This is a genomic window from Xanthobacter wiegelii, from assembly GCF_043193855.2.
Taxonomy (GTDB): Bacteria; Pseudomonadota; Alphaproteobacteria; order Rhizobiales; family Xanthobacteraceae; genus Xanthobacter; species Xanthobacter flavus_A.
This window is the reverse complement of sequence record NZ_CM195529.1, coordinates 2,597,128-2,622,258: the sequence shown is the minus strand read 5'-3', so window position 1 is coordinate 2,622,258 and position 25,131 is coordinate 2,597,128. Positions and strand designations below refer to the sequence as shown.

At 67.9% G+C, this 25,131-nt stretch carries 21 protein-coding genes; 8 read left to right on the top strand and 13 right to left on the bottom strand.

Annotated elements, in window-relative coordinates; translation table 11 throughout:
• Positions 1 to 276: 276 nt before the first annotated feature.
• From ntrC to dusB, 3 genes are read right to left on the bottom strand one after another with little or no spacing between them, the layout of a single operon-like run.
• Complete coding sequence (gene ntrC, locus V5F63_RS12130) at positions 277 to 1,719, bottom strand: nitrogen regulation protein NR(I) (RefSeq protein WP_209489208.1); 1,443 nt, start codon at positions 1,717 to 1,719, stop codon at positions 277 to 279.
• Between the two features lie 7 nt (positions 1,720 to 1,726).
• On the bottom strand, positions 1,727 to 3,010 hold the full coding sequence (locus V5F63_RS12125; RefSeq protein ID WP_394029147.1) for a two-component system sensor histidine kinase NtrB: 1,284 nt from the start codon (positions 3,008 to 3,010) through the stop codon (positions 1,727 to 1,729).
• Between the two features lie 32 nt (positions 3,011 to 3,042).
• Positions 3,043 to 4,062, bottom strand: a complete 1,020-nt coding sequence (dusB, locus tag V5F63_RS12120; RefSeq protein ID WP_394101938.1) for a tRNA dihydrouridine synthase DusB — start codon at positions 4,060 to 4,062, stop codon at positions 3,043 to 3,045.
• A gap of 169 nt (positions 4,063 to 4,231) precedes the next feature.
• On the opposite strand from dusB, the gene V5F63_RS12115 reads away from it, so the two are divergent.
• Together V5F63_RS12115 and V5F63_RS12110 are read left to right on the top strand one after the other, a co-directional pair.
• On the top strand, positions 4,232 to 5,431 hold the full coding sequence (locus V5F63_RS12115) for a bifunctional 2-C-methyl-D-erythritol 4-phosphate cytidylyltransferase/2-C-methyl-D-erythritol 2,4-cyclodiphosphate synthase (protein WP_394101937.1): 1,200 nt from the start codon (positions 4,232 to 4,234) through the stop codon (positions 5,429 to 5,431).
• Positions 5,432 to 5,448: 17 nt separating this feature from the next.
• Complete coding sequence (locus tag V5F63_RS12110; protein WP_394101936.1) at positions 5,449 to 5,937, top strand: CinA family protein; 489 nt, start codon at positions 5,449 to 5,451, stop codon at positions 5,935 to 5,937.
• Between the two features lie 54 nt (positions 5,938 to 5,991).
• Here V5F63_RS12110 and V5F63_RS12105 read toward each other — a convergent pair whose 3' ends face one another.
• The 3 genes from V5F63_RS12105 to V5F63_RS12095 form a co-directional block, all read right to left on the bottom strand.
• Positions 5,992 to 7,872, bottom strand: coding sequence for an SPOR domain-containing protein (locus V5F63_RS12105; protein WP_394101935.1), 1,881 nt, complete (start codon positions 7,870 to 7,872; stop codon positions 5,992 to 5,994).
• Positions 7,873 to 7,995: 123 nt separating this feature from the next.
• The gene (gene argS, locus V5F63_RS12100) at positions 7,996 to 9,756 is read right to left on the bottom strand and encodes an arginine--tRNA ligase (protein WP_394101934.1); all 1,761 of its coding nucleotides are present in this window, start codon (positions 9,754 to 9,756) and stop codon (positions 7,996 to 7,998) included.
• A gap of 36 nt (positions 9,757 to 9,792) precedes the next feature.
• Complete coding sequence (locus tag V5F63_RS12095) at positions 9,793 to 10,998, bottom strand: deoxyguanosinetriphosphate triphosphohydrolase (protein WP_394101933.1); 1,206 nt, start codon at positions 10,996 to 10,998, stop codon at positions 9,793 to 9,795.
• Positions 10,999 to 11,143: 145 nt separating this feature from the next.
• Between V5F63_RS12095 and erpA the strand changes: the two genes are divergently transcribed.
• Positions 11,144 to 11,518 carry an iron-sulfur cluster insertion protein ErpA gene (gene erpA, locus V5F63_RS12090; RefSeq protein ID WP_209489202.1) on the top strand — a complete coding sequence of 125 codons (375 nt, stop codon included), beginning with the start codon at positions 11,144 to 11,146 and terminating at the stop codon, positions 11,516 to 11,518.
• 86 nt (positions 11,519 to 11,604) lie between these two features.
• Here erpA and V5F63_RS12085 read toward each other — a convergent pair whose 3' ends face one another.
• Both V5F63_RS12085 and V5F63_RS12080 read right to left on the bottom strand, forming a co-directional pair.
• Positions 11,605 to 12,771, bottom strand: coding sequence for an alginate O-acetyltransferase AlgX-related protein (locus V5F63_RS12085; RefSeq protein ID WP_394101932.1), 1,167 nt, complete (start codon positions 12,769 to 12,771; stop codon positions 11,605 to 11,607).
• A 10-nt stretch (positions 12,772 to 12,781) separates the two neighbouring features.
• On the bottom strand, positions 12,782 to 14,188 hold the full coding sequence (locus tag V5F63_RS12080; protein WP_209489200.1) for an MBOAT family O-acyltransferase: 1,407 nt from the start codon (positions 14,186 to 14,188) through the stop codon (positions 12,782 to 12,784).
• Between the two features lie 167 nt (positions 14,189 to 14,355).
• Here V5F63_RS12080 and xth point away from each other — a divergent pair, with 167 nt between their 5' ends.
• Both xth and V5F63_RS12070 read left to right on the top strand, forming a co-directional pair.
• Positions 14,356 to 15,144: an exodeoxyribonuclease III gene (gene xth, locus V5F63_RS12075; RefSeq protein WP_209489199.1), complete on the top strand. Its 789-nt coding sequence runs from the start codon at positions 14,356 to 14,358 to the stop codon at positions 15,142 to 15,144.
• Positions 15,141 to 15,566, top strand: coding sequence for a GFA family protein (locus V5F63_RS12070; RefSeq protein ID WP_394101931.1), 426 nt, complete (start codon positions 15,141 to 15,143; stop codon positions 15,564 to 15,566). Before xth ends, V5F63_RS12070 begins: the two co-directional genes overlap by 4 nt.
• A gap of 15 nt (positions 15,567 to 15,581) precedes the next feature.
• Here the strand turns inward: V5F63_RS12070 and V5F63_RS12065 are convergent, their stop codons facing one another.
• The 3 genes from V5F63_RS12065 to V5F63_RS12055 all read right to left on the bottom strand — a co-directional run bounded on the left by V5F63_RS12065 (position 15,582) and on the right by V5F63_RS12055 (position 20,436).
• The gene (locus tag V5F63_RS12065; RefSeq protein ID WP_394101930.1) at positions 15,582 to 16,439 is read right to left on the bottom strand and encodes a tetratricopeptide repeat protein; all 858 of its coding nucleotides are present in this window, start codon (positions 16,437 to 16,439) and stop codon (positions 15,582 to 15,584) included.
• Between the two features lie 532 nt (positions 16,440 to 16,971).
• Positions 16,972 to 19,761, bottom strand: a complete 2,790-nt coding sequence (locus V5F63_RS12060) for a valine--tRNA ligase (protein WP_394101929.1) — start codon at positions 19,759 to 19,761, stop codon at positions 16,972 to 16,974.
• A 282-nt stretch (positions 19,762 to 20,043) separates the two neighbouring features.
• Positions 20,044 to 20,436 (bottom strand): PopZ family protein, encoded by a 393-nt coding sequence (locus V5F63_RS12055; RefSeq protein WP_394101928.1) that lies wholly within the window; start codon positions 20,434 to 20,436, stop codon positions 20,044 to 20,046.
• A 30-nt stretch (positions 20,437 to 20,466) separates the two neighbouring features.
• Here V5F63_RS12055 and V5F63_RS12050 point away from each other — a divergent pair, with 30 nt between their 5' ends.
• Complete coding sequence (locus V5F63_RS12050) at positions 20,467 to 20,976, top strand: hypothetical protein (protein WP_394101927.1); 510 nt, start codon at positions 20,467 to 20,469, stop codon at positions 20,974 to 20,976.
• 106 nt (positions 20,977 to 21,082) lie between these two features.
• Here V5F63_RS12050 and V5F63_RS12045 read toward each other — a convergent pair whose 3' ends face one another.
• Entirely contained in the window at positions 21,083 to 22,471 is a 1,389-nt protein-coding gene (locus V5F63_RS12045) for a TolC family outer membrane protein (protein WP_209489195.1), read from the bottom strand.
• Positions 22,472 to 22,628: 157 nt separating this feature from the next.
• On the bottom strand, positions 22,629 to 23,291 hold the full coding sequence (locus V5F63_RS12040; RefSeq protein ID WP_209489194.1) for a protein-L-isoaspartate O-methyltransferase family protein: 663 nt from the start codon (positions 23,289 to 23,291) through the stop codon (positions 22,629 to 22,631).
• Between the two features lie 393 nt (positions 23,292 to 23,684).
• Between V5F63_RS12040 and V5F63_RS12035 the strand changes: the two genes are divergently transcribed.
• Together V5F63_RS12035 and V5F63_RS12030 are read left to right on the top strand one after the other, a co-directional pair.
• Positions 23,685 to 24,011, top strand: a complete 327-nt coding sequence (locus tag V5F63_RS12035; protein ID WP_394101926.1) for a group III truncated hemoglobin — start codon at positions 23,685 to 23,687, stop codon at positions 24,009 to 24,011.
• A 91-nt stretch (positions 24,012 to 24,102) separates the two neighbouring features.
• Positions 24,103 to 25,083, top strand: coding sequence for a glycosyltransferase family 2 protein (locus V5F63_RS12030; protein ID WP_394029132.1), 981 nt, complete (start codon positions 24,103 to 24,105; stop codon positions 25,081 to 25,083).
• Positions 25,084 to 25,131: the final 48 nt, after the last annotated feature.

Genomic DNA, 25,131 nt, shown 5'->3' with positions numbered 1-25,131 from the left:
GAAAGGCAGGTAGCCAGGTCACGGAATATCCGGCCACGCTCCCGACGCCGGTGCGTCCAGCAGCCGCAAGACCTCGCCGGGGCGGAAGCGGGGATTTCCGGCTCAACCGAATCGGCGCGTGGCGGCCCGCGCCGGCGGGATGGGGCCAAAATCCGCCAGGGCCTTCGGGCCGGCCGGGCGGCGTCTGAGAGCGCCGGCCATGAAAAACCCCGCGGATGGAGCCATCCGCGGGGTATTCGATTCAGATCTTGCGGCCGGACCGAGGGGCCGAAAGGCTCACCGGGAGGTCCGGATCACCTGGATGTCGAGATCGCGAATCTTCTTGCGCAGGGTGTTGCGGTTCAGCCCCAGAAGCTCCGCCGCCTTGATCTGGTTGCCCCGCGTGGCCGCGAGCGCAGCCGAGAGGAGCGGATATTCCACGTCCTTCAAGATGCGGTGATAGAGGCCGGGCGGGGGGAGGTTCTCGCCGAAGCCGGAGAAGTAGGTGTTGAGGTGGCGCTCGACCGAGGCCGCCAGCGTCGCGTCCACCGGGCCCTCTTCCGATAGCATGTTCGGCATCGGCTCGGAGAGCTCGGCCTCGATGATGGCGGGGGTGATGACCTCCTGCGGGTAGAGCGCGGCGAGGCGGCGGACGAGGTTTTCAAGCTCGCGCACGTTCCCCGGCCAGCGATAGCGCTTGAGCCGGTCGAGGGCGGCGGAGTCGATCTGCTTGGCCGGCAGGCCCTCCCGCTCGGCCTGCAGGAAGAAGTGCCGCACCAGGTCCGGTACGTCCTCGGAGCGCTCGCGCAGGGGCGGCAAGCGAAGGGGCACCACGTTCAGGCGGAAGAACAGATCCTCGCGGAACAGGCCCTGCTGGATGAGCGTCCGCAGATCCTTGTTGGTCGCCGCGATGATGCGCACGTCGGTCTTGATGGGCGTGCGGCCGCCCACCGTCGTGTATTCGCCCTGCTGCAGCACGCGCAGAAGGCGCGTCTGCGCCTCCATGGGCATGTCGCCGATCTCGTCGAGGAAGAGCGTGCCGCCCTCCGCCTGCTCGAAGCGGCCGGGGTTGCGCGTGGTGGCGCCGGTGAACGAGCCTTTCTCGTGGCCGAACAGCTCGGATTCGATGAGGTCGCGCGGGATAGCCGCCATGTTGATGGCGACGAACGGCCCGGTGCGGCGCTTGCCGTAATCGTGCAGCGCGCGGGCCACCAGTTCCTTGCCGGTGCCGCTCTCGCCCGCGATCATCACGGTGAGGTCGGTCTGCATCAGCCGGGCGAGGAGCCGGTAGATCTCCTGCATGGCGGGCGAGCGACCCACCAGCGGGATGTTGTCCTGCTCCTCGGGGGCGTGGTGGTGGCCATCGCCCTTCTTCGGCTCCGAGAGCGCGCGGCCGACGATGGAGATCAGCTCCTTCAGGTCGAAGGGCTTGGGCAGATATTCATAGGCCCCGCGCTCGGAGGCGCGGATGGCGGTCATGAAGGTGTTCTGCGCGCTCATGACGATGACCGGCAGGTCCGGCCGCGCCTTCTTGATGCGCGGCAGGAGATCGAAGGCGTTCTCGTCGGGCATCACCACATCGGTGATGACGAGATCGCCATCGCCCTGGCTCACCCAGCGCCACAGCGTGGCGGCGTTGCCGCACGAGCGCACCTCGTAGCCGGCGCGCGAGAGCGCCTGGTTGAGCACGGTGCGGATCGCGGCATCGTCGTCGGCGACCAGGATGCTTCCGGATGGCATCGACACCTCAATGGTCCTCTCGAACAGGGCTCTTGCCGCGATACATGGGCAGGAGCACGCGGAACGTGGTGCGGCGGGGCTGGCTATCGCATTCGACGATACCGCCGTGGTCGCCGATGATCTTCGCCACCAAAGCAAGACCGAGGCCAGAGCCGGTCGGCTTGGTGGTCACGAACGGGTCGAACAGGTGCGGCACCAGATCCTCCGGCACGCCCTTGCCGTTGTCCCGCACGCAGAACTCAAGCGGCAGGCTGACGCGCGTGGAGGCACCGGGGACCATCAGCCGCACGCCGGGGCGGAAGGCGGTGGAGAGCAGGATTTCGCCGTCCTGATCGCTGTCGATGGCTTCCGCCGCATTCTTCACCAGGTTCAGGAACACCTGGATCAGCTGGTCGCGGTTGGCCAGCACCGGCGGCAAAGAGGGGTCGTACTCCTCCACGAAGCGGATGTGGCGGGCGAAGCCCGAGGCCGCCAGCGTGCGCACATGCTCCAGCACCGCATGGATATTGACCGGCTCGCGCTCCACGGGGCGCTCGTCCGAGAACACCTCCATCCGGTCCACGAGCTTCACGATGCGGTCGGCCTCGTCGCAGATGAGCCGGGTCAGGGCGCGGTCGTCGTCATCGGCCGACTGCTCCAGAAGCTGGGCCGCGCCGCGGATGCCGGAGAGCGGGTTCTTGATCTCGTGGGCCAGCATGGAGGCGAGCGCGCTCACCGAGCGGGCGGCGCCGCGGTGGGTGAGCTGGCGGTCCATCTTGTCGGCGATGGTGCGCTCCTGGAGCATCACCACCACGTTGTCGGGCTGCTCGTTCACCGGCGCGACGTGGATGTCCACGATGCGCTCGCCGCCGTTGCGGGGCGTGCCGAGGTCCACGCGATATTCGTTTACCGGCGCGCCGCGCTGGCGCACCTGGTCGATGAGGCCGAGGAGCGGCGTGCCGAAGGGCACGAATTCGCTGAGGGGCCGCCGGCGCAAAAGGGGTGCGCTGACTTCGAAGAAGGCTTCGGCCGCCACATTGGCCTCCACCACGTGCCCGTTGCCGGCGATGGTGAAGAGAGGATGCGGAACGGCATCGAGAATGGCGCGCGTCATGCCCGGCTCGGCGCCGCTGGTCTTCGCAACATCCTTTACGGCTTCCGGCGCGGCCGGCTGAGGCGCAGGCTTCACGGTCTCGTCTGCCGTCGCAGCCTTTCCGGCAGTCTTGCCCGCAGCAGTCTTGCCCACAGTTTTTGGCGCCGTCTTCGGCGCGTCTTTCTGCGAGTTCGAATTGCCCTTGCCCTTTTTATCCATCTTGATCGCGTCTTGCTTTCTGGCTTCGGCCGTCATGCCGCCGCCCTCCACATGAGTTCGTCGTAGGCCGTCATGATGCCGTTCTTCACGCGGCCCGGTTCATCCAGCACCAGCAGCGCCTTGCGCCAGCGCGCCACGAAGGCGGCGCGCTCTGGGCCCTGCCCTGCATTCGCCGCTTCAAGCGCCCAGCCCACATGTTTGCGCGCCTGTCGAACGCCGAGGGCGGTGCCATAGAGCGACAGCCAGCCCTCGTAGAGCTCCAGCAGGATGTCTCGCTGGATCTCGATCGGCGGGTCCTCGTCCACCTTCTGACCGGCCAGCGTCTGCGCCACCCGGCCGGGAAACCACGGGCGCCCCTGCGCGCCTCGGCCGATCATCAGCCCATCGGCGCCGGATGCCGCCAGGATCGCCGGCCCGTCCGAAAGGTGGACCACGTCGCCGTTGGCGATCACCGGGATGGAGACGGCGTCCTTCACGGCACGGATGGCCGTCCAGTCGGCACGGCCGGTGTAGAACTGGCAGCGGGTGCGCCCGTGGATCGTCACCATGGAGAGGCCGCACGCCTCCGCCATCCGCGCCAGCGCGACGGCGGTGGGCGAGCCGTCGTCCCAGCCAAGGCGGGTCTTCACCGTCACTGGAACGCTGACCGCCCCGCGCACCGCTTCGAAGATGGCGCGCGCCAAGGGCAGGTCCCGCAGCAGGGCCGCGCCGGCGGCGCCTGTCGTGACGCGCTTGGCCGGACAGCCCATGTTGATGTCGATGAGCCCGGCGCCCGCCGCCTGCGCCACCCGCGCGGCCTCGCCCATGAGCCTCGGGTCGTTGCCCGCAATCTGCACGGCGTGGAAGGAGACGCCCTCCCCTTCCGCGCGCAGGAGCATCTCGGGGTTGCCCTCGAGGAGGGCTTCGCTGGCCAGCATTTCTGATATGACGAGGCCCGCGCCGTGGCGGACCGCCATCCGTCGCACCGGCGCGTCGGTGATTCCCGCCATGGGGGCGAGGATGACCGGGTTTGGGAGAGTCGCGGCGCCGAGGCGCAACGCCGGAATGGACAATGGGACAGTCTCTTGCACAGAATTTAGGCCAGCTGTGTTCTGCCTACATCTTAGACAAATGCGCGAGGCACGCAAGGGCAGTGTGTGCACCGCTGCATCGCAGCATGGCTGACCGCGTTCCGACCCGCCAATTCGTGGCCCGCCCGTCTGCTTCGGCGGAGGAACGGCCGTGACCGAATCTCAAGCCGGGAACTGCGTGGCGATTGTCGTTGCAGCTGGCAGGGGAAGCCGGGCGGGCGGCCCTTTGCCGAAGCAATATCAGCAGATAGGTGGCGAGCCCGTGCTGCGCCGCACGCTGCGCCTTTTTTGCGAGCACCCGTCCATCAAGGCCGTGCTCACGGTTATCCATAGCGATGATTCAGGCCTCTTTGCGGACGCTGCGGAAAGCTTGCCCAAGATTCTGGCACCGGTCTCCGGCGGCGCGACGCGGCAGGACTCGGTACGCGCGGGGCTGGAGGCGCTGGCCGGCCCGGACGCGCCGACCATCATCCTCGTTCATGATGCCGCCCGCCCCTACGCGACGCCCGACCTCATCACCCGCGCCGTCGCCGCTGTGGGCGAAGCCGATGCGGCCATTCCCGTACTTGCCGTCACCGATACGGTGAAGCGCGTCGATGCGGCCGGGCTGGTGGCGGAGACGCCGGATCGCGCCGCGCTGCGGGCCGTGCAGACGCCGCAGGCGTTCCGCTATGGCCCGCTCCTCGCCGCCCATCGCGCGGCGGCCGGGAGCGGTGTCACCACGCTCACCGACGACGCCTCGGTGATGGAATGGGCCGGCCATCGGGTTGCGACCTTCGCCGGCGAGACAGGGAACATCAAATTGACCACTGCCGAAGACATGTCCCGCGCCGCCGCAACCACCCTCGCCGATCTGCCTGACGTGCGGACGGGCACGGGATTCGACGTTCATGCCTTCGGGCCGGGCGACCACGTGATGCTCGGCGGCGTCGTGGTGCCCCACGGCTTCGGGCTGGTCGGCCATTCGGATGCGGACGTCGGCCTGCACGCGCTCACGGACGCGCTCCTCGGGGCGCTGTGCGACGGCGACATCGGCGCCCATTTCCCGCCTTCCGATCCACAATGGAAGGGTGCCTCCTCGGACCGGTTCCTCGCCCATGCGGTGGAGAAGGTGACGGCGCGCGGCGGGCGCATCGCCCATCTCGACCTCACCCTCATCTGCGAGGCGCCGAAGGTCGGCCCCCATCGCGACGCCATCCGTGCCGAGATCGCGCGCATCACCGGCGTTCCACTCGCGCGCATTTCGGTGAAGGCGACCACCACGGAGAGGCTCGGCTTCACCGGCCGGCGAGAGGGCATCGCCGCCATGGCCAGCGCCACCATCCGCCTGCCGGCGGGCGACGACATCTAGCGGACGGAGATCTGACGATGGACGAGGAGACCTACGCCCGCGCCGTCAGCGTCCTCGACGCCTTCCGCGCCCGCGGCTGGACTTTGGCGACGGCAGAATCCTGCACCGGCGGGCTCGTGGCTGGCGCCCTCACCGAGGTGCCCGGATCGTCCGACGTGGTGGACCGCGGCTTCGTCACCTATTCCAACGCCGCGAAGATGGCGATGATCGGCGTGCCAGAAGCGACCCTCGCCTCCCATGGCGCCGTGAGCGAGGCGACCGCCCGCGCCATGGCGGAGGGTGCGCTGAAGGCGGCCGGCGTCAATGCGGCCGTGGCCATCACCGGCGTCGCCGGGCCGGGGGGCGGATCGGAGACAAAGCCCGTGGGGCTCGTGCATTTCGCCTGCGCCCGCCGCGATGGAGAGACCATCCACCGCGAGAAGCGATTCGGCGAGATCGGCCGGGCGGAGGTGCGCCGGCTCTCGGTGCTCGAAGCCCTCGACCTGCTCCGCAGCGCGGCCTCCTGAAATGAAAAAGCCGCCCGAGGGCGGCTTTTCTGTCTCGCTGGCCCCGAAGGCCGCTCAGTTCCGGGTGACCACGCAGTCGCCGCCCTGCGCGCGCAGGGACTGGCAAAGTTCGTTGGCCTGATCGCGGCCGGCGAAGGGGCCGACCTGGGCGCGGTAGTACACGCCCTTGTCGCCGAGATCCGCCTTCTTGACCGTAGCCTTGTAGCTGCCGAGCAGGTTCGGATACTTGGCCTGCAGCGCTTTCCACGAGCCAAGCGCATCGCTCTCCGAACGCTGCGAGGCCACCTGCACCACATAGGTGCCGGCCGCCGTGGGCGCCGGGGATGTGCTGGCGGTCGCGTCCGCCGGCGGAGAGGCGGGCACGGTGGTGACGGGATTGGGCTGGGGCAGACCGACCGGAATCGGGTTCTGGCTCGGCGCATAGGCCGAAACCGCGCTGGTCGGCACGCCAGGTGTCACGCTGCCATCGGCGCGCACGGTCATCGTGCGCACGCGCTTGGGCTCGGTGAGGTTCTGCGTCGTCTGCATGGGCTGCGCGGCGGGCGCCGGACCGGCATCCGCGGGGGCACGGGCGGCGGAGGTCACGTCCACCGGCTGCTCTTCGCGGGGGACCATCTTCTCGTTTCCGGCCGTCACCGGGCCACCGACGCGATCATAGATGGACTTCTGCGCGTCGGTCGTGGCCTGCGGTGGGGTCGTGGTCTTCGCCGGCGCCGAATCGGCCTTGATGACCGGCGGGCCGCCGGAGGAGGACATCAGGCCGGAGCGACCCACCGCCATGTTGTAAGCGAACACGCCCGCGACGCCGGCCACCACCAGACCCAGCACCGAGATGCCCAGAAGTAGCGCGGTGCGGCCGCGACGGCGGCGGGGCTCGGGCTCGTACAGATCCTCGCCGTGGGGCGGCATGTAGCCGTCATCCGCATATTCGGGATCGTAGCGGTCGTCATAATCGTCGTAATCGTAGTCGTCGTCCCGACGGGCGGCGGAAAAGGCATAACCGGCCTCATCCGTCTCATCGTCATAACGCGACGTCTGCCGGGACGGCTGACCCGGCGTGGCACGGCGATCATCCTGCTGACGGGGATCCTGATACCGCGTCTCTTGCCGATACCCCTGCGCGTCGGCCCGGCCATAGGCCTGGGGGGCCTGACCCTGCCCATAGCCTGCGGCGCGGGCGCGCGGATCGGCCTGACGGGGATCGGCCTGACGCGGATCGTCTACGCCGTCGTCATCGTAATCGTCGTCATAATCGTCATAGTCCTGCTCCGGCTGCTGCGGCACGGCGCGGGCGGCTGCAGCGTCGCGGGCGAGGGAGCCGTAGCCGGTCCGCACATCGGCCGTGCGTGCATCCGCCGCCGGCCGGGGTGGCGGCGCATAGGACGGAGCGGGCTGCGCGTAACCCGGGGCATTGTAGCCCTGCGGCGCGCGGGACTGGGGCTCCGGCGCGTAGGAGGACCCGGCGCGAACCGGAGCGGCAGGCTGGCGCGCGGGCACGGTGTTCGCGGGCGCGGTGTTCCACGCCTCCGCGTCGTCGTCCTCGTCATACTCGGGCTCGGGCTCGGGAGCCGGACGGGACGGCGGCTGGAGCACGGCGCGCGGCGGCTGAGGGGGCGCGAAACGCTGCGCGGGAGCGGCAGGCGCTGGGGGCGCCGGAGGCATATAGCGCTGGACGGCCGCACGGCGCGGATCGAACGGCTGGGCCGCGCCCTGCTGCGGCGGCGCGGAGCGCTGCGGCGTCTCTGGCGGAAGCCCGTCGAAATCGTCAAACGGATCGTGATCCATGAGCCGAGCCAGCTCGGCGAGGGGATCACGACCACCCGCGCGATCGGCACCCGCGCGATCACCGGCGGCGGCCTGCGCCGGCCGGGAGCCGGGGCCGCTTCCCGTGGCAGCATCGTCACGCCGGTAGCGGTACCTGCTTTCGTCGCCCATGTCGCCTCGATGTGTTGCGCCGCCCACCCGGCCGGATCCTCGCGAAACGGATCTTCGCAAACCGGCCAACAAGCCCCGCCCGCACCTCGGCCAGCATACGCCGGACCGCAACCGGACGAGCGATTATTTCATCTCGTCAACGGCCTCCACTCCGAGCACCTTGAGACCGGAAGCGAGTACCGTGGCCACGCCATGCACCAATGCCAAGCGCGCCGAGGTCAAATCTCGATCATTCTCGATAATGAAGCGTAAATGTGGCAAGTCTTTTCCCCGGTTCCACTGGGCATGGAACTCGCTTGCCAGCTCATGAAGGAAGAAGGAGACGCGGTGCGGCTCTCGCGCCGTCGCGGCCTGCTCCACGAGGCGCGGCCATGAGGCGATGCGGCGCAGCAGCGTCAGTTCGCCCTCGTCGTCGAGTCGCGAGAGCGCGGCTCCGGCGAAGTCGGCGGGATTCGCCGGCAGGTCCGGAAACTGCTCGTTCGCGTTGCGCAGGATCGATTTAGCCCGGGCGTGTGCATACTGCACGTAGAAGACCGGATTCTCGCGGGATTGCTCGATCACCTTGCCGAGGTCGAAGTCCAGCGGTGCGTCGTTCTTGCGGAACAGCATCATGAAGCGCACCGCGTCGCGGCCCACCTCGTCCACCACCTCGCGCAGGGTCACGAACGAGCCCGCGCGCTTGGACATCCGCACCGGCTCGCCATTGCGGAACAGTCGCACCAGCTGGATCAGCTCCACGTCGAGGCTGGCCCGACCCCCGGACACGGCCTTCACCGCCGCCTGCATGCGCTTGACGTAGCCGCCATGGTCGGCGCCCCAGACGTCGATCATCTTGAGGAAGCCGCGCTCAACCTTGTCCTTGTGGTAGGCGATGTCGCCGGCGAAATAGGTGTAGCTGCCGTCTGACTTCTTCAGCGGCCGGTCCACGTCGTCTCCGAAGTCGGTGGAGCGGAAGAGCGTCTGCTCGCGGTCCTCCCAATCCTCGATGGGCGCGCCCTTGGGCGGCGGCAGGCGGCCCTCATAGACCTCGCCGGACGCGCGCAGCGCCTCGATGGTGGCGCCCACCTTGTCCACGGCGCCGAAGGCCAGCGAGCGTTCTGAGAAGAACACGTCGAACTCGATGCCGAGCGCGGTCAGATCCTCCCGTATCATCTCCATCATGCAGCCGATGGCGAAGGAGCGGAATACAGGCAACCACTCGCTCTCCGGCGCGGCCATGTATTCGCCGCCGTGCATCTCGGCGAGCTGCTGGCCGACGGCGATGAGGTAGTCGCCGGGATAGAGTCCGTCCGGAATGTCCGCCGTCTCACCGGTCACTGCCTCCCGGTAACGCAGGAAGGCGGAGCGGCCGAGCACGTCCACCTGGGCGCCGGCGTCGTTGATGTAATATTCCTTGGTGACGGCAAAGCCGGCGAACGCCAGCAGGCGCGCCATGGCGTCACCGAATACCGCGCCCCGGCAATGGCCCACGTGCATGGGGCCGGTGGGGTTGGCGGAGACGTATTCCACATTCACCTTCTCGCCCGCCCCCAGTGTGGAGCGGCCGAAATCGAGGCCGGCCGTCAGCACGGCGGCGAGCACCTTGGGCCAGAAGGCGGGATCGAGGGCGATGTTGATGAAGCCGGGCCCGGCCACGTCCACCCGCGCCACGCCCGGCACCGCCTTCAGCTTGCCCGCGATCATCTCAGCCAGATCGCGCGGCTTCATGCCGGCGTCCTTGGACAACACCATGGCCGCGTTCGTGGCGAGATCGCCGTGGCTCGCATCGCGCGGCGGCTCCACCACCACACGGGTAAGGTCGAGGCCGGTTTTGACGAGGCCCTCGGCGGCAAGGGCGGCGACGGCTTCGCGGACGTGATCGGCGAAGATCGCGTAGACGTTCATGGAATGGGGTCCAATCGGGTTCGGTTGCCGGCGCGCCTAACGCAAGTCCGGGGTCGAGTCAAAAAAGCGGGCGTGCTGGTCGAGGGCGTAGCGGTCGGTCATGCCTGCGATGTAGTCGCAGACCCGGCGGGCGAGGCGTTCGCCCTCCATCGCATCGATACCATCCTGCCAGGACGGTGGCAGGTCCCTGGGGCGGTTGATGAAATAGGCGAACAGGTCGCGGATGACGCCCTGCGCCTCGGCCATGATGCGGTTGACCCGCTCGTGGCGGTACATGCGCGGGAAGAGGAAGCCCTTCAGCGCCTTCTCCTTATCCCGCATGGCATCCGAAAAGGCGACGATGGGCGCGCCGAGCTCCCGCACGTCGGCGGCGGATGTGACGCCGGCGGCCCGCGCCCGGCGCAGGCTTTCCGCCACCACGTCCTCGATCAGCAGGGTGATGACCAGCCTCAGCACCTCGTTCACCGTCCGCGGCACGTCGAGGCCGGGATAGCGCGCGCGGACACTCGCCAGCGCCTCGCCCACCAGGGGCAGGCCGGCGATGTCGTCCAGCGTGAACATGCGGGCCCGCAGGCCGTCGTCGAGGTCATGCACGTCATAGGCGATGTCGTCGGAAATGGCCGCGACCTGCGCCTCCGCCGAGGCGTGGCTCCACAATTCGAGATCCTGCTGGGCGGAATGCACGCGGATGGCGTGGGGCAGGCCGTCGCGATAACGGCCGATGCCGTTGCCCTCGCGGTCGGTCAGGGGGCCGTTGTGCTTGGCGATGCCCTCCAGCGTCTCCCACGTCAGGTTGAGGCCGTCGAAGGCGGCGTAGCGGCCTTCGATACGGGTGACGACGCGCAGCGACTGGGCGTTGTGGTCGAAGCCCCCCTGCCCCGCCATGCAGGCGTCCAGCGCCCGCTCTCCGGCATGGGCGAAGGGTGGATGGCCGAGATCGTGGGCCAGCGCCAGCGCCTCGGCGAGATCCTCATCCAGCCCCAGCGCGCGGGCGATGGAGCGGGCCACCTGCACCACCTCCAGCGTGTGGGTGAGGCGCGTGCGGTAATGATCGCCCTCGTTGAAGACGAAGACCTGCGTCTTCTGCTTGAGACGCCTGAATGCGGTGGAATGGATGATGCGGTCGCAATCGCGCCGGAACGGGCTGCGCGGCGGCATCTCGGGCTCGGGAACGAGGCGGCCGCGGGAATGCTCGGCCTCGCACGCCCAGGCCACGCGGGGCGTCGCGCCGCTCACCGCCATGCCTGTCCCTCCCCGCTTCCCGAACGCGCGATGCAAGGCATCGTTGCCCTGCACAAAACCGTTTCGCACCGCCCGCCCTTTAAATCGGAGGCGGATGGACTTACCTTAGAGGCCATTGCCAGCTTCAATTCGTAAAGTCGATACCATGGAAACATCCCTCGCCCCGACCGTTCCCGCCGAAGTCCCCGTGACCGAGGTGGATTTTACCGTGACGGAGGCGGCCGCCCGCCGCATCTGCCAGATTCTCTCCCCCGAGCCTGCGGGCACCTTCCTGCGCATCAGCGTGGAAGGCGGCGGCTGCTCCGGCTTTTCCTACAAGTATGACGTGACGCAGGAACAGTCGGACGACGACCTCGTCATCGAGAAGGAAGGAGCCAAGATCGTGGTCGATCGCATGTCGCTCGACTATTTCAAGGGCTCCCAGCTCGACTACAAGGCCGACCTGATGGGCTCGGCCTTCAAGATTTCGAACCCCATGGCCACCGCCAAGTGCGGCTGCGGGTCCAGCTTCGCCGTCTGACCCGACATCAGACGCAATTGCACGCGAGCCAGACCATTCGGCGGCCGACGCGTCGCGCGGTTTGACGCGCGCGCGACTGCGGCTCGCTATGGCGCGACGTTTCGCGGGACCGCGTTGCGCCACAGGCGCGGCAGGCCCTTCGGCCAGTCATCGCCGTAGCAGGGGAAAAAGCGCTCGGTGCGGGCATAGATGATGAGGTCCGGCGCGTAGCGCTTCACGTCGTCGAAGCTGAAATCGCAATTGCCCGTCACCCGCGCGGAGGCGTGCATCCACGCGACTTCCTTGACCGGCGCATTGGCGAACAGGCGCGGCCACGAGGTGGCGGTGAAGGAATCGCCCATGATGAGGACCCTGAGCCCCTCGGGCGTGTAGTCGCGCACCACCGACTTGAACGCGATATGCTCGTTGAGGCTGCGCAGCACAGGGTCGGGGCGCGGCCGCGATGCCTTGGCCGGCACGTTGAGGCGGAAATCCTCTTCCTTCACCTCGGGCGGCATGCGCATGGCGCGCAGGAGGTCGCCGCGCGCGGCCGGCTCAAGTCCGCCGACGACCTGCGCCGGGTCCACCTGCCAGTCGGGATGACCGGCGGCGACCATCACCGCATTGAAGGCGAGCACGCTGGAGCGCGCATTCCAGTGGGTATCGGTGAGGAGATAGCGCGGCGCCGGACTCGCCTTCAGCACCGGCCGCAGATCCACGGTCGTAATGCCCCGCGCCTTCAGCCCGGCCAAAGCGAGGTCGTATTCCGTCGTCGGATAGGCGAGCGCATCGTTCCATAGCGGCAGCGCCTCGGTCTCCACCGACTGGGCGTTGGGCGGCAATGCGACGACGATCCTGGTGCCCGCGGGCGCCAGGATGCGCTGCATCTCGCCGATCATGTCGACGAAGCGCTCCACATTGGCCGCCCGCACCAGCGCGCCGGCCGATTGGGCGGGTGTCTGCTCTCGCCCCCAGAACAACTGTCCGTCGCGGCCGGCGTAGAAGGGCTTGCTGTCCGGCGAGTTCAGCTCCGCCCGCAGCTCGCGGCGGAACACCGGGAGGGTGGCGCGGAAGCCGAAATTGTCCTGGATGAAGATGCCGATGTTGCGGAACCACAGGTTCAGCTTGCGATCGAGGGACCATTCCGGCGCCACCTTCACCCGCCACTGCATGCTCGCCAGCGGGTCAGGAATGAGGTTCGACAGCAGCAGGAAGCCGAACAGGCCGGCGACCAGGATGCCCAGATAGCGGCGATGCCGGGAGAGCAATGTCATCGGGCGCGCCTCAGAACCGGTAATAGAGGAAGGGCGTGCCATTGGTGCCGCCCACCCAGGCGACGCTCGCCAGCATCAGCACCGCGATCAGCGCGAAATCCGCCACCCGCGCCATGGCCCCCTCCCCCGACACGATCTTCCAGCGCGGCCAGCGGAAGAAGCCGATCAGCCCGCCGGCCACGAGCGCCATGATGGCCAGCGGCGTCAGGCCGAAGCCGAGCGCCATGGAGGCGCGGCTGAAGCCGTTCAGGCCGGCGAGGCCTTGGAACATGTCGATGGCGCCCGGCAGGCTGTCGGCGCGGAACCAGACCCAGCCGATCATCACCACCAGCACCGTGTAGAGGTGGCTCACCGGCCCCGGCATCCGCTTCAGCCAGCGGCCGAGGAAGGCGCGCTCGATGATGAGGAAAGCGCCATGGTGCGCGCCCCAGATCACGAACGTCCAGCTCGCCCCGTGCCAAAGGCCGCACAGCAGGAAGACGATGGAGAGGTTGATGTAGGTGCGCATCTCCCCGCCCCGGTTTCCGCCCAGCGGGATGTAGAGGTAATCGCGCAGGAAGGCCGACAGGCTCATGTGCCAGCGGCGCCAGAAATCGGTGATGGAATGGGCGGTGTAGGGCAGCCGGAAGTTCCGCGGCAGCACGAAGCCCACCATCACGCCGAGGCCGACCGCCATGGTGGAATAGCCGGCGAAGTCGAAATAGATCTGCACCGTGTAGGCATAGAGGCCGAGCCACGCCTCCACGAAGGTGGGATGGGTGGTGGTGTCGAACACCCCGTCCACCAGCCGCGCCACCTCGTCGGCGATCAGCACCTTCCACGCAAGGCCGATGACGAACAGCCGCGCGCCCGCCGAGAACCGCCCGATCGTCACGCGCCGATCCGAGAGCTGCCGCGCCACCGTCGCGTACCGCACGATGGGGCCGGCCACGAGCTGCGGGAACATGCACATGTAGAGGGCGAACTGCGCCGGATCGCGGTTCGCGTGGACCTTCTTCTTGTAGATGTCCGCGAGGTAGGAAATGGCGTGGAAGGAATAGAAGGAGATGCCCAGCGGCAGCGAGATCTGCGGCACCGGCAGCCCCACGCCCATGGGTTCGATGACGGCGTTGAGATTCTCCACGAGGAAGCCGGTGTATTTGAACACGCCCAAAAGGAGGAGGTTCAGCGTCACGCCCAGCACCAGCACCCGCTTGCGATCGGCCCCCTCGCGGCCTTCGATGGCCTTCGCGAGAAAGAAATTAGCCGCGACGGACGCGAGCAGGATCATGATGTGCGGCGTATAGCCAGCCGAATAGAAGACGAGCGAGAAGGCGAGAAAGATGTAATTCCGCGTCGTGATCGTCTTCGCGGAGAAATAGGCGACCAGAAAGAGCGGGAAAAAATAGAACAGGAATTCGATGGACGCGAAGGTCATGCCGCCCGGCCGCCAGAGATGGTCATGCGCGTGATAGTCATCCGGCGTTCCTGCCACTCTTTGCCCGAGGTCGCAAGCCTTTGGCAGGCATCGATAGGGAAGGTGCGCCGCCCCATTGCCTCACCGGCGGGCGGGGGTATCCTCCGCCGCGAAGGAGCCCCCATCCCATGCGCATCGCCACCTGGAACGTGAATTCCATCCGCCAGCGCCTTGACCATGCGGTCCGCTGGCTTGGCGAGACCCGGCCGGACGTGGTCTGCATCCAGGAGATCAAATGCCAGACGGAAGCCTTCCCGAAGGAGGCCTTCGAGGCGCTGGGCTATAACGTCACCGTCCATGGGCAGAAGGGCTTCAACGGCGTCGCCCTCCTCTCCCGCCTGCCGCTGGAGGACGTGACCCACGGCCTCGCCGGCGACGACGGCGATGAGCAGGCGCGCTTCATCGAGGCGGTGGTCTCGGTGAAAAGCGGCGTGGTGCGCGTCGCCTGCATTTACCTCCCCAACGGCAACCCGCCAGACACCGAGAAGTATCCCTACAAGCTCGGCTTCATGGAGCGCCTCTCCGCCTTTGCCGCCGAACGGCTGAAGCTGGAGGAGCCGCTGGTGCTGGCTGGCGACTTCAATGTGATTCCCGAACCGCGCGACGCCGCCGACCCCGCGGCCTGGACGGGCGATGCCCTCTTCCTGCCGCGCACCCGGCAGGCCTTCCGCTCGCTGGTCAATCTCGGCTTCACCGACGCCCTGCGCGCCACCTCCGATGCCGGGCGGCTGTTCACCTTCTGGGACTATCAGGCCGGCGCCTGGCAGCGCGACAACGGTATCCGCATCGACCACCTGCTGCTGTCGCCGCAGGCGGCCGACCGGCTCATCGCCACCGGCGTGGACAAGCATGTGCGCGCCTGGGAGAAGCCGTCCGATCATGTGCCGGTCTGGGCTGACTTCTCCATCGCGGCATGACCGCGATGGCGGATGACGCGACGCGCCTTGAGGGTGGCTGCCTGTGCGGCCGCCTGCGCTACCGGCTGGAGCGGGTGAAAAGCGCCTATTGGTGCCACTGCACCCTATGCCGCCGCGCCTCCGGCTCCGCCGCACTGCCCTGGGTGTCCGTGGCCCGGGAGGATTTCGCCTTCACCGCCGGCACACCGGCCATCTTCGAATCGAGCCCCGGCGTCGCCCGAAGCTTCTGCGGGACGTGCGGCAGCCCCATCGTGTTCGACATGGCGCGGGAGAGCGACGTGGACATCACCATCGGCACGCTGGACGCGCCCGACCGCGTGACGCCGACGCACCACATCTGGGCCGCCTCGGCGCTGCACATGGCGGATGATCTGGGATCGGGCGTGCCGCGCCACGAAGGCGAGCGGCCTGACGAGGGGTGACGGCGAACGCGCGGATCAGCGCTTCGCCGTCTTCAGCCACACTTCGAGATAGTCGAGCGCCTTCTCGCGCTCGTCGGGCGTCGCCTCGGCGAAGGCCTGCTCGTGGGCGTTCACCACCCACTTGTCGCCGGGGCGGACGGCGGCGTCGCGGGCCAGCGTCAGCCACATGAGGCCGCGGGCGCGCTGGCGGGGCACGCCTTCGTCGCCACGGAAAAGCAGCACGCCGAGGGTGGCCTGCGCTTCATACTGGCCCTTCTGCGAGGCGAGCGTCAGCCAGCGGCCGGCGTTGCGCGCGTCGCGGGGACCGCCGACGCCTTCCAGATAGAGCTTGCCGAGCTGGTACTGGCCGTCCGCGTCGCCGAAATAGGACGCGGCGTAGGAGAACATGTCCCGCGCGCGGGACGGATCGCGCCTCACCCCGGCGGAGGGGATACCGACGAGGTAATAGGAGCCCAGCGCCACGAAGGCATTGGCCACGAAACGCGACTGCGCGGTGCCGGGATAATCCTCGGCGTGGCTGCTGGCGATCTTCTGGAAATATTCGAAGGCCTTGGCGTCGTCGCGCTTCACGCCGTCGCCGTCCATGTAGATGCGGCCGAGCTTCCATTGGGCCATGGCGTGGCCCTGGGCGGCGGCATAGCCGAGGGCGTCGATGCCCTTGGCGGTCTGGCCGGCCCGCAGCGCCTGCGCGCCGGTACGGAAGGCTTCGTCCACGGGGCGAACCTGCGGCGCCAGCGGCACGTTCGCCGGCGGCGTCAGCGGCTGCATCTCATAGGGCTGGAGGGTCTGGGCGGTGCCGTCGAAGGCATAAGCGCTGCCGGCCGAAAGTCCGGCGGCGAGAAGAAGACTGGCGATGGCGACGGGCGTGCGCATGTGGCCGGACCGGCGCGTCAAGCGCTTTGCCGGCCTGCTCGCCCCGCCCCCCGATGTCCCGTGTGTCGCAACCAGAGTCATGATCGACGAAGCATGACCGGACGCAGCGGCAATATCGGGGCCGAGGAGAGGCCGACCGGCGGCACCTCTGAGGCGACCTTTCGGGCGCAGCCCGGCGCGGCCCGCCGGGGCATCCTCTCGCCATGTGCAACGACCGTCCATCCGGACCCACCCCAGGCGCGGCGTCCGGAAACACTTCCCGGGCTACACTCACCGCCACGCGTTGAGCTTCGATTTCATGTCGTTTTGTGGCGAGTTCGCGGCGTAAGGCCCTAACGGGAACTGCGCGCGTTCAAAGGATCGGGAGTGTGTCTTCTCTGTCACAATTTGCAGGCCCAAGACCCCTGCAAGACGGCGGCCGGTAACTACAAGTCTTTACCATGTCCGAGACCGACGGCAGAAGCCGAGGCGCGGGGGCAACACTTGCCCCGCGCCTCCCTGGATCGCCGGTGAGAGGGGGAACGCCGCGCGCTCAGGCGCCGCCGGAGAGCTGGCTGATGGCCGCGCGGACCTTTTCCTTGCGCAGGATGTATTCCTCGCGCTTCTCGCGCTCCGCCTCCACCACCTCCTCGGGCGCGCGGGCGACGAAGCTCTCGTTGCCGAGCTTGGCGTCGATGCGGGCGACTTCCTGATCGAGCTTGCCCTCTTCCTTGTTGAGGCGGGCGAGTTCGGCACCGAGGTCCACCACGCCGGCGAGCGGCAGGGCCACCACTTCGCCGCGCACCACCATCTGCACCGAGCTGGCGGGCACAAGGTCCGACACCGAGACGTCGGAGAGGCGGGCGAGCCGGCGGATGGCGTCGTCCCATGCCGCGACGCGCGCGGTTGTCTCCGAGCCGGGCTGCACCAGCACGAGGGGCACCTGCGCGCCGGCCGGCACGTTCATCTCCGCCCGCACGGAGCGGATCTCGGTGATGAGGTCCACGACCCAGCCCACCTCGGCCTCGGCGTCCGGCGCCTCGAGGCCAGACAGGTCCGGCCACGGCGCCAGCGCCAGAAGGCTGGTGCGCGCCGGCCCCTCCTTCCCGGTCTCCGACCACAATTCCTCGGTCAGGAACGGCATGAAGGGATGCAGCAGGCCCATGGCCACGTCGAGCACATAGGCGGTCGCGGCGCGGGTCTCGTCCTTGGCCGCGCCATCGGGTCCGGAGAGCACGGGCTTCGCCAGCTCCAGGTGCCAGTCGCACACCACGTTCCAGATGAAGCGGTAGACCGCGCCCGCCGCCTCGTTGAAGCGGTAGGCGAGGATCGCCTCGCTGACCTCTGACGACGCACGCGCGGCCTCGCCGATGATCCAGCGGTTGAGGGTGCCTTCCACCTTCGCCGGGTCGAAGCCCTCGGCCCGCACGCAGCCGTTCATCTGGGCGAAACGCACGGCGTTCCACAGCTTGGTCGCGAAATTGCGGTAGCCCTCGACGCGGGAGGTGGCGAGCTTGATGTCGCGCCCCTGCGCGGCCATGGCGGCCAGCGTGAAGCGCAACGCATCCGCGCCGTACTTCTCCACGAGGTCCAGCGGGTCGATGACGTTGCCCTTGGACTTCGACATCTTGGCGCCCTTCTCGTCGCGGACGAGGGCGTGGATGTAGACGTCCTTGAACGGCACTTCGCCGTCCATGAAATGCAGGCCCATCATCATCATCCGGGCCACCCAGAAGAAGATGATGTCGAAGCCCGTCACCAGCACGCTGGTGGGATAGAACTTCTTCAGTTCGTCCGTCTCGTCCGGCCAGCCCATGGTGGAGAACGGCCAGAGGGCGGACGAGAACCACGTGTCCAGCACGTCCTCGTCGCGGGTGAGGAATTGGGCGCGCTTGTCGGCATCGTCGATCAGCGCCTGCGCCTCGTCGGGCGAGAGGCTCTCGTTGCCGACATTGTGGGCCAGCGCCTCTTCGAACGCCTGGTCCTCGTCCTCGGCCACAAAGACGTTGCCGAAGGGGTCGTACCAGGCTGGGATCTGATGGCCCCACCACAGCTGGCGCGAGATGCACCAGGGCTGGATGTTCTCCAGCCACTCGAAATAGGTCTTCTCCCAGTTCTTTGGCACGAAGGTGGTGCGCCCTTCGCGCACAGCCGCCAGCGCCGGCTGGGCGAGGGTCTTGGCGTCCACGTACCACTGGTCGGTCAGCCACGGCTCGATGACCACGTTGGAGCGGTCGCCGTGCGGCACCATGTGGGTGTGCGGCTCAATGGTCTCCAGCAGCTCCAGCGAGGTGAGCAGCTCGACGATGTGCTTGCGCGCGGCGAAGCGGTCCATGCCCGCGAGGTGCGTGAGCACGCCCGCGGCGTCCGGCAGGTCCACATAGGCCTCGGGACGCTCGGCGTAGTCGTCCTGGATGCCCTGCGGGTCGATCCGCGCCTCGGCGTCGAGCACGTTGATCATCGGCAGGTCGTGCCGGCGGCCGACCTCGAAGTCGTTGAAGTCGTGCGCCGGGGTGATCTTCACCGCGCCGGAGCCCTTCTCCGGGTCGGAATACTCATCAGCGACGATGGGAATGCGCCGGCCCACAAGCGGGAGAAGCACATTCTTGCCGATAAGGTCGCGATAGCGCTCGTCGTCCGGATGCACCGCCACCGCCGTGTCGCCGAGCATGGTTTCGGGCCGGGTGGTGGCGACGACGATGAAGCGGTCCTTCTCGCCCTCGATGGGGTAGCGCAGGTGCCAGAGATTGCCCTTCACCTCAACCTGCAGCACCTCGAGATCCGAGATGGCGGTGATGAGCTTGGGGTCCCAATTGACGAGGCGCTTGTCCTTGTAGATCAGCCCCTCGCGATAGAGCTGCACGAACACCTTGAGGACCGCGCGGCTGAGCCCCTCGTCCATGGTGAAGCGCTCGCGCGACCAGTCGCAGGAGGCGCCGAGCTTCTTCAGCTGGTTTACGATGGTGCCGCCCGATTCGGCCTTCCACGTCCACACCTTCTCGATGAAGGCCTCGCGGCCGAGATCGCGGCGGCCGGGCAGCTTCTGGGCGGCGAGCTGGCGCTCCACCACCATCTGGGTGGCGATGCCGGCATGGTCTGTACCTGGTTGCCAGAGCACGTCCTTGCCGCGCATGCGCTCGAACCGCGCCAGCACGTCCTGCAGCGTGTTGTTGAGCGCATGGCCCATGTGCAGGGAGCCGGTGACGTTGGGCGGCGGGATGACGATGGAGAAGCCTTCGGCATCCTTGCGCTCGGGGCGGCCGCAGCGAAATGCGCCGGCGTTCTCCCAGCGATCGGCGATGCGCTCTTCAACGGCGGCGGGATCGAAGACTTTTTCCAGCATGAACGGGACTCCGCGGTGCCGCTCGGCCGCCGCCGGCGCAGCGCGCCGGGCCGGCTCCGCGTCCGCTGTGGTCGGAACGGGTCAGCGGGCGTTTAAGCCGGACGCGCGGTCCGGCGTCAACACACCGCCCGCACGGGAATGGAAAGAGAGGTGAGTGGCGGACCCGCAGGTCTAGAGCGATCCGATCAAGCTGGAAACGACTTGAACGGTGAATCGCCCTCTCAACCTAAGAACGAGAGCGCGGTAACCGATCTGACTGCGACGCAATCAGATCGCCGTGTTCTAGCGCTGGCGGCGGGCGACGCGCTCGATCTCGGCGCGCACCAGATCCTCGACGATGGTCGGGAGGTTGGCGTCCAGCCAGTCCTTGAGCATGGGGCGCAGGATCTCCTTCACCAGATCCTCCACCGTCCGCTCCTTCTGCGGCAGCAGCACATCGCCGAGATTGCGGAAGGCGGCCATCACGGCGGCATCCGCATTGGCCGAGAGCAGATCGCGACGGCGCACGGCCTCCCCGGCAGGCTCGTTCGCGGGCTGGCCCGCACGATCCTCGAAGGCGGCAGCGGCCGGCTGGGGACGCATCGCGCGCGGCTGGGCCGCGGGAGCTGCGGTGGGGGCGGCGTGGCGCTCGTCCGCCGCCTCGGCTGGGTGATGGGGATAGGGTTGCTGGGCCATCGGCCGCGCGGGACGGGGCGCCTCGGCGTGATGCTCGCGCTGAACTTGATGCTCGCGCTGAACTTGCCGCAACGCATCAGCCGCTTCGGCGAAAACCGCTTCGTCCTGCTCGTCCAGCCACGCACGCTGCGCTCTCTCGGCCGCGGCCGAAGGCAGACGTTCCCCATTTCCACGGCCGGTGGGGGCTGGACTGGGGGCCGGCCTCTGCTGCGCCGCATAGCCTGCCGGCGCGGCAGGGGCCGCATCGTGCGGAGGGACGGAACGGCGCGGGACCGGCGGAGGCTCAAGCGGCGCCTGCCGCTGGGCAACCACGCGAGGCTCAGGTGGACGCCGGGTCCGCGTCTCGCCCGGGTGCGGCGGCTCGCTGCGGCGGTGGGGCGGCTCGGCATGCTGCGCCGGCTGCTCGTCATCCGCCATGATGCGGCGGATGGAAGCCAGAATCTCTTCCATCGACGGTTCCTGCGCCTTGGGGCTTGCAGCCATGTCCCGACCCCGGTCGAAGACGGGCCGACGAACATGGCCGAGCGAGGCGATCCGTGAGCGGATGGCCTCGCAGCCGATGCCGACGGCGAGAATCACTATCTATCAGAGGAGTATGGCACCGCCCCAGTTGGCAGCAAGAACAGACGTGGGGCGGCTACCGGTATTATTTACCGTCCGGTGTGCGGACACCGGCCCAGCTGTCGCGCACCTGATTGTAGTGCACGCGCGGGTCGTAATAATTCACCTTCAGGCCGAGCGAGAGGGCGTCGAGCCGGCCGACGGTCGAGACCAGCGCATAAGCGGCGACCACCCGGTCGCGCTGGGCGACGACGAGGGACGATTGCGAGTTGGTCAGGTCACGCTGCGCGTTCAGGACGTCCGTCGTGGTGCGCTGGCCCACGCGCCATTCCTCGCGAACGCCTTCCAGCGCCAGCGTGTTGGCGGCCACGGAGGCCTGCGCCGCCTGGATCTGGGCCTTCGCGGCCTGGAGCGCGCCCCAATACTGAACCGCCTGCGCACGGATGGTGTCGCGGTTCACATCCACCTCGATGCGCGCCTGCGTCAGCAGTTCCTTCGCCTGGCGGATGTTCGCGTATTCGACGCCACCCTGGTAGATCGGCACCGAGAGATTGAGCGTCACCGCCGCCCCGCTCTGGGAATCCACAGAGAAGTTCTGGTCGTAGGACTGCGAGAGCTGACCCTGCAGCGAGAGGTTCGGCATCAGGCCACCCTCGGCGACCTTCACCTGGAACATGGCCGCATCCACGGCAAATTCCGAAGCCTTCACGGCCGGATGATTGCTGAGGCCGGTGGCGATCACCTTGTCCACGGAGGGCGGCAGCGTGCCCTCGATGGGGCGCGGAGTCGTGAGCTTGCCCGGCTCCACTCCGATGACCTGCCGGTAGTTCGCCTTCGCCGTGGAGAGGTTCGCCACCGCCTGGCTCACCTGATACTGGGCGTCCGCCACCCGGGCCTCGGCCTGGGCCACGTCGGTGCGGGTCACCTCACCCACGTTGAAGCGGTCGCGCGTGGCGCGCAATTCCTGCTGGAAGGCCGCGAGGCTCTGGTTCTGCAGGTCCAGAAGAGCGATCGCCTGGATGACGTTCATATAGGCCGTGACGCCATTCAGCATCACCGACTGCTCGGTGTTGCGCAGCGTCTCCCGCGAACCGCGCACCTGCGATTCGGCGTTGCGGGTCTGGTTCGCGGTCACGAACCCGTTGAACAGCGTGTAGGCGGCATTGAGCGCGAACGCCCGGGGCCAGAGCCAGCCGTTGGTCTTCACGCCCGAAGCCTGCTGCTTGGCATATTCCGGGCCGGCCTGCGCGGTGGCGTTCAGGGTGGGGCGATAGCCCGACAGCGCCTGGGGCACGGTCTCGTCCGTGGCGCGCGTGCCGGCGCGCTGGGCGTTCAGCGTGGGGTTGTTGGTGTAGGCCATGGCCAGCGCCTGATCCAGCGACTGGGCCGACGCACCACCCATGGCCAAAGCAAAGACACCAACGCCCGCCAAACATGCAACACCGCTGAGGCGAATGCGCTTTGCAACCGACATCCCAATCTCCCGATCCGACACGGCCATGCAGACTCGCCGCACCGACTCTGCCGCGCGGTAACTTTTCGGTAAGATATCGATCCTGATCCCGATCCGAAACCGATCGGTTCGATCCCGGCGGCGTTTTCAGCCTACCGCTGCAAACGCGCCACAGTGCTCAGAAAGTGAAGCGCGGCGCGGCTTTGAAGCCGGGGAGCGGCGGAACGGCCGCGTTGAAGGCGACCCGCTCGCTCACGGAACCTGCCACCTTGGTAAACACACAGGCCTTTCCGGCACCGCCGTGACCGACCACGGCGACGAGGCGGCCGCCCTCCTTCATCTGGTCGAACAGAGCGGCCGGAACCTCGTCCACCGATCCGTTGAGGAGGATCAGGTCGTAGGGGGCTTCCGCCTTCCATCCGGCGTTCAGCGGTCCCTGCATGACCGCGACATTGGCGACGCCGATGTCGGCGAGGGTCGTCGTGGCCGTCGCGGCGAGGCCGGCGTCCTCCTCGACGGCCACCACCTGCTGGGCAAGGCGCGAGAGCACGGCCGCCGAATAGCCGGTGCCGCCGCCGATATCGAGCACGTGGTCGTGCTCCTGCACGTCCGCCTGCTGGATGAGGCGCGCGAGGATCATCGGCTCGATGAGGTAGCGCGGGGGGCTGCCGCTGGTGAGGGCGAGGTCGTCGTCGATATAAGCGAGCGACTTGAGCTGGGCGGGGACGAAAAGCTCGCGGGGGATTTCGAGCATCGCACCGACGATGCCCGGGTCGGTGACGTTGTTGGTGCGCACCTGGCTATCCACCATGCCGCGGCGCAGCTCGACGTAATCGATCATTTTCCCGTCTCCGGCCATCCCCTTGGCCCGGGGCGCTCAGCGGAGGCGTGTCCCGTGCCGTCGGGCTCAAGAGCCATATTGCCGCCCCTTTTGCAAGGCGCCGATGGGCAACGGCGCGCGGGCCGGCGCGTTCATGTGGCCGCAAGTCGCATGGTTCCGGACGCGTTGCGGCGGGAGTGTCCCCACCGACCCGCGGCGTGGACTTTCCTTCATGGGCTGACCCTTGCCGGAGGCCACCGCAATGGCGCCCACAGGGCAGCCAGGAAGCACAATGCAATGATGGCACCTGACACCCCTTCCCCGACATCGCAGGGAGCCCACCCTGAAGGTCTTGACGAGGCCGGGGTCCGCCGCCTGGTTCACACCTTCTATGCGCGCGTGCAGAAGGACGCAGTGCTCGGACCCATCTTCGGCGGCCGCATCGCCGAGGATGCCTGGCCCGTCCATCTCGCCAGGATGTGCGACTTCTGGTCCTCGGTGCTGCTGAAGTCCGGCCGGTACGAGGGCCGTCCCCTGCCCCCGCACCTCGCGCTCGGCAGCGATGCGGGCGAGGCGCAGTTCGCGCGCTGGCTCGCCCTGTTCCGGCCGACCGCCCTCGAGGTCCTGCCGCCCGCCGCCGCACAGCAGGCCATCGCCCATGCCGAGCGGATGGCCCACAGCTTCCGCATCTCCATCGCCATTCACAATGGCGATGACGCCACGCGTATCCGGCCCATTTGAATAGCGTTTTTGACGGTCACGATTCCCTTGGGTAATAGGATGTGCAGGGGCGATGCCCGGGAAAATCGGGCGCTGGAAGGAATGTCGGCGTTTGTCCATATCGATTGCCGCGGTCATCCCACTTTATAATGGCGCGCCCTTCATCGCCGATGCGCTCCGAAGCGTTCTCAACCAGACCCGCCCGCCGGATGAGGTGATCGTCGTCAATGACGGCTCCACCGATGAGGGCCCCGGGATCGTTGAAGAGATTGCGCGGCATCATCCCGTCCGCCTGCTGAACAAGCCGAACGGCGGCCAGTCCTCGGCCCGCAATCTGGCGATCCGCGAGACGGCCTGCTCCCATATCGCGCTGCTGGATCAGGACGATCTCTGGTACGAGAATCACCTCGCCCTGTTGCAGCGGCCTTTCCTGGACGGCGACATCCGCCGGCTCGGCCTCGTCTACGGCAATCTCGACCAGATCGACCGCGGCGGCCGGCTCATTGCCGAATGCTGCCTGGATCAGGTGCCGACATCGCATCCCAAGCGCTCGCTGCAGCAGTGCCTGGAGCATGACATGTTCATCCTGCCCGGCGCCTCGCTGGTGGAACGGCAGGCCATGCTGGACGCCGGCCTCTTCGACGAGCGCCTGTCGGGCTATGAGGATGACGACCTGTTCGTCCGGTTTTATTCCATGGGGGTGAGGAGCCGCTTTCTCGACACGGCCGTCACCATGTGGCGCATCTACCCCCAATCGACCTCGTTCAGCGCCCGCATGGCGAAATCGCGGATGATCTATTTCGCCAAGCTCATCGAGGCGCATCCGGACGAACCCCGCCTCGGGCTGAACTGGCGGCGCGATGTGATCGCCCCCCGCTTCGCGAAGATCCTGCGCAACGAATTCGTCGAAGCCTCAAGGGCCGGCGACTGGTCCCGCGTCGAGCGCGCGTGGGCGGATCTGAAGACCGTGGCGCCCTATATGAAGAGCAGCGTTCAGACGCGGATGAAGCTGCTGGGGCCACTGATCAACGCGACTCTCGCCGGCCGGCTGCCCAGTCTGTCGCGCCGCCTGCTGCGCCACACCCTGCGCTGATGCCGGCGAACCACCAAGACGGGGGACAATCCCAACCGGCGCTTGCGC